Origin of the sequence: Nostoc sp. CHAB 5836 (assembly GCF_020829445.1) — a bacterium.
Lineage (GTDB): Bacteria > Cyanobacteriota > Cyanobacteriia > Cyanobacteriales > Nostocaceae > Nostoc.
This window is the reverse complement of record NZ_JAIVFV010000305.1, coordinates 1-4,217: the sequence shown is the minus strand read 5'-3', so window position 1 is coordinate 4,217 and position 4,217 is coordinate 1. Positions and strand designations below refer to the sequence as shown.

Sequence of the window (4,217 nt, the reverse complement as noted above, 5' to 3'; positions counted from 1 at the left end):
AACATTAAGTATTTGTAGGGTGCGTTAGCGACAGCGTAACGCACCATTCTTAAGGATTCGGTGCGTTACGCGAAACGCTAACGCACCCTACGTATCTGTTCAGAAATCAAATAGTAGTCCTATATATTAGTATGCTTCATGGTAAATTACAGTTATACTTGACCAAGTATAAATACTTAATATAGCTGTTACAACTCGATGAGTTTTAAGATTGTTACTGAATACCAAACTATGTTGTGAGCAGGGCTATTTCATTCTCATCTAGCCCGCCTCAGAATGAATTCACCAGTCTAATAGCGGAAGTCGTCTAAAGACGACTGAGAAAAGGTTATAGTCCGTTAAAACGTACTTTAGCTACGAGAGGATGTTTGAAAAGTCTAATTTATTACTAGCCCTGGCACAGGTGCGGCTACACAAACAAAACCTGCCTACGCAGGTTAAAAACCTTAATTTTTCGTTAGTCCACAAAGGTGGACAACGCTAGTGTAGTAGCGAATTCTATTCGCCCAATACTTTTCAAACATCCTCTGAGCCAGGAACCTCAGTTCCGGGTGGTTTATGTCTAGAATGAAATAGCCCTGATGTTGTGAGGGAGGCAGAGTTAATGCAGGTAATCCGTCTGGAAGCACTCTCAGACAACTACATATTCTTGTTACACGACTATAAACAAAATATTGCTGCTGTTGTCGATCCAGCAGAGTCTCAACCAGTACTCAAAAAACTGGCAGAATTAAAAGCTGAGTTGGTAGCAGTTTTCAACACCCATCACCATAACGATCATGTGGGTGGTAATAAGCAATTAATCGAACAATTCCCCCAACTGATAGTTTATGGAGGAGCCGAGGATCGTGGTAGAATTCCCGGACAGCAGGTGTTTTTGCAACAAGGCGATCGCGTCGAGTTTGCAGACCGCATAGCTGAAGTTATCTTCGTCCCCGGACATACCCGCGCTCACATTGCTTACTACTTTCCCCCCGAAAAAGCTGGTGAGACAGGGGATTTATTTTGCGGCGATACCTTATTTTCTGGCGGTTGCGGTCGCTTGTTTGAAGGAACACCGACCCAAATGGTAGACTCATTAAGCAAACTGCGCTCTCTACCCGATGATACACACATCTGGTGTGCCCACGAATACACCTTAAAAAATCTCCAATTTGCCTTAACAGTGGATGGTGACAATGCCGACTTACAAAAACGTTTCAATGAAGTGAAGGCTTACCGTAGTCGAGGAGAAGCTACCATACCCTCGCTGTTAGGGGTTGAGAAGCGAACCAATCCCTTTTTACGTTGGGATCAGCCATTATTACAATCAACCGTTAAGAGTAGCGATGGAGTGCAAACCTTTGCGCGTATACGGGAAATGAAAAATAACTTTTAGGCATGGAGTACTTGTACTGAGCGAACGCGAGTGCGTCTCGTAGAGAAGCTGAAGTATGGGGCATTAATTATTCCTCCCCTGGTGCCTCATTAATTAGACATCTGGTGAAATTAAATATGCATTATCCAGAAGCCTTCCTTAGACCTCTTGCAAAAGTCCCTAACACGCCTCCCGAACAGCCTACCGTGTATACACAAGTCGGCAGACCTCTCCCCAAACCCCTCTCCGATGCGGAGAGGGGCTTTGAAGATTGGCTCGACAACCCTTGAAGGGTTGGGGCTGTTCTTGTTAGGTGTGAAAGCGCTTTGAGCAAAATAAGTCACTTGTGTATACACCGTAGCCCGAAGAGCGAGGAACTCGGGGCCCCCTCTGGGGATCACGGGCAGGGAGACAAAGCGGGGTGGGGTTCAAATTGTTTGATTTATGCAAGAGGTCTCTTGTAGAGACGTAGCACTGCTACGTCAAAACAATTGTTTTTCACTTCCTTCGTTTATTCAATTTTCTAGGGCTAATAGTTGCGATCGCACCCTTCCTTTCGCTACGATCTGTAAGCTTTAGGGTGTAGGCAAAGAAGCTTGGAATACAGCAGTGACATTGTGAGCTATCCTAGCCAAACCCAAATTAATCAGATTTTACAGGAAAAACGATGGCGAAACGCGTACAGTTAGTTTTAAATCAAGATATCAGCAAGCTGGGAAAATCTGGCGACTTAGTGGAAGTAGCTCCTGGCTACGCTCGTAATTATCTGATTCCCCAGAAATTGGCAACCAATGCCACTCCTGGTATTCTCAAGCAAGTAGAACGCCGTCGTGAGCAAGAACGTCAACGGCAATTAGAACTTAGACAACAAGCTCTTGAGCAAAAAGAATCTTTAGAAAAAGTTGGCAGTTTGACAATTGCCAAGCCAGTTGGTGAAAACGAAGCAATTTTCGGTACTATCACCACCCAAGATGTTGCAGATGCAATTAAGGCAGCTACTGGTCAAGAAATCGATCGGCGTGGGATTACCATTCCCGATATTAACCACCTTGGTACTTATCAAGCCGAAATTAAGCTGTATTCGGAAGTAGCGGCGCAAGTCGATATTCAAGTGGTCGCTAGTTAATTTACGCAGGGGATGAGGGAGATGAGGGAGATAATAACTCCTAACTCCTAACTCCCATACTCTCGACCAGCAAAATATTAAAACTAAAATCGTTTAAGTATGCCAAAACCCAGGTATGACGCAATACACTTGGGTTAAGCATTTCTTCCCTCTCTTCTCTCCGTGCCCTCTGCGTCTCTGCGGTTCGTTAAAGAAAAAGAGTTTTAGCCTTAAGTGAACCCTATTGAGGTATGACGAAGACGAAGGTGTTTCAAAATCGCAAAACTAAAATCGTTATATGGCTGAAGAACTGAGTTTTAAAAGCGATGGTAGCGATGCCTACGGCGGTAAACTACGCCTCCCCCCACAAAATATTGAAGCCGAAGAAGCGATTTTGGGGGGGATTTTGCTAGATCCAGAAGCGATTAGTCGAGTTAGCGATCGCCTCCTTCCCGAAGCTTTTTACATTAGCGCTCATAAAGATATTTATCAAGCAGCTGTGAGGCTCCATACTCAAGGCAAAGCCACAGATTTGCTCTCAGTCACCAGTTGGCTGACTGACCATGATCAGCTTGCCCGCATTGGTGGCAGAAATAAGTTAGCAACTCTGGTAGACCGCACAGTGTCAGCCGTGAACATCGACGCCTTAGCCGGGTTAGTGATGGAAAAATACCTGCGGCGACAGTTAATTAAAGCTGGCAATGAAATTGTACATCTTGGTTACGAGACAGAAACCGAATTACCAATTGTTTTAGATCAGGCAGAACAGAAAGTCTTCTCAGTTACTCAAGAACGCCCCCAATCGGGTTTAGTTCACATTTCTAATACTCTAATTAATAATTTTCAAGATATTGAGGATCGAAATCAAGGCATCGCTTTACCTGGGATTCCCTGCGGATTTTACGATTTAGATGCCATGACTAGCGGCTTTCAACGTTCTGATTTGATTATTGTCGCTGGAAGACCATCAATGGGAAAAACAGCATTTTGCTTGAACATTGCTCATAATATCGCCGCTTCTTATAAATTACCAGTTGCTATTTTCAGCTTGGAAATGTCCAAAGAGCAACTAGCACAACGTCTATTAGCCAGCGAGGCGCAAATTGAAAGTAGTTATTTGCGGAGTGGACGCCTCAGCCAAACACAATGGGAACCTTTAACCCGTGCTATTGGTATCCTTTCTGAGATACCGATTTATATTGACGACACGCCGAATATTACAGTTACACAAATGCGTAGTCAGTCAAGAAGACTGCAAGCAGAACAAGGAACCGATCTGGGTTTGATTGTAATAGATTATCTGCAATTAATGGAAGGAGCAGGCGATAATCGAGTTCAAGAATTGTCGAAAATTACACGTCAACTCAAAGGTTTAGCGCGGGAATTATCTGTACCAATTATTGCTTTATCTCAGTTGAGTCGAGGGGTGGAAGCACGTACTAACAAGCGTCCGATGTTGTCAGATTTGAGAGAAAGTGGCTCGATTGAACAAGACGCAGACTTAGTAATAATGTTATATCGCGATGAATATTACTCTCCAGATACACCCGATCGCGGCATTGCTGAAGTAATTATAGCTAAACACCGCAATGGGCCTACAGGTAGTGCGAAACTTTTGTTTAATCCACAATTTACAAAGTTTCAAAATTTAAAAATTTAGCCATTGAATTGGGGAGATGGGGGAGATGGGGGAGATGGGGGAGATGGGGGAGAGGGGGGAGATGGGGGAGATGGGGGAGATGGGGGAGAGGGGGG

3 protein-coding genes are annotated in these 4,217 nt (G+C 44.2%); all 3 read left to right on the top strand.

Annotated features, from left to right (window positions below; all coding sequences use genetic code 11):
* Positions 1 to 604: 604 nt before the first annotated feature.
* The 3 genes from gloB (at position 605) to dnaB (ending at position 4,122) form a co-directional block, all read left to right on the top strand.
* Positions 605 to 1,378: a hydroxyacylglutathione hydrolase gene (gene gloB / locus LC605_RS31445; RefSeq protein WP_229551317.1), complete on the top strand. Its 774-nt coding sequence runs from the start codon at positions 605 to 607 to the stop codon at positions 1,376 to 1,378.
* A gap of 646 nt (positions 1,379 to 2,024) precedes the next feature.
* On the top strand, positions 2,025 to 2,483 hold the full coding sequence (gene rplI, locus LC605_RS31440; protein WP_229551316.1) for a 50S ribosomal protein L9: 459 nt from the start codon (positions 2,025 to 2,027) through the stop codon (positions 2,481 to 2,483).
* A 277-nt stretch (positions 2,484 to 2,760) separates the two neighbouring features.
* Complete coding sequence (dnaB, locus tag LC605_RS31435) at positions 2,761 to 4,122, top strand: replicative DNA helicase (RefSeq protein WP_229551315.1); 1,362 nt, start codon at positions 2,761 to 2,763, stop codon at positions 4,120 to 4,122.
* The last annotated feature ends 95 nt before the right edge of the window (positions 4,123 to 4,217 follow it).

Coding starts and splice junctions, on each gene's coding strand:
- dnaB (WP_229551315.1), top strand. CDS start 2,761: ATGGCTGAAGAACTGAGTTTTAAAAGCGATGGTAGCGATGCCTACGGC.
- rplI (WP_229551316.1), top strand. CDS start 2,025: ATGGCGAAACGCGTACAGTTAGTTTTAAATCAAGATATCAGCAAGCTG.
- gloB (WP_229551317.1), top strand. CDS start 605: ATGCAGGTAATCCGTCTGGAAGCACTCTCAGACAACTACATATTCTTG.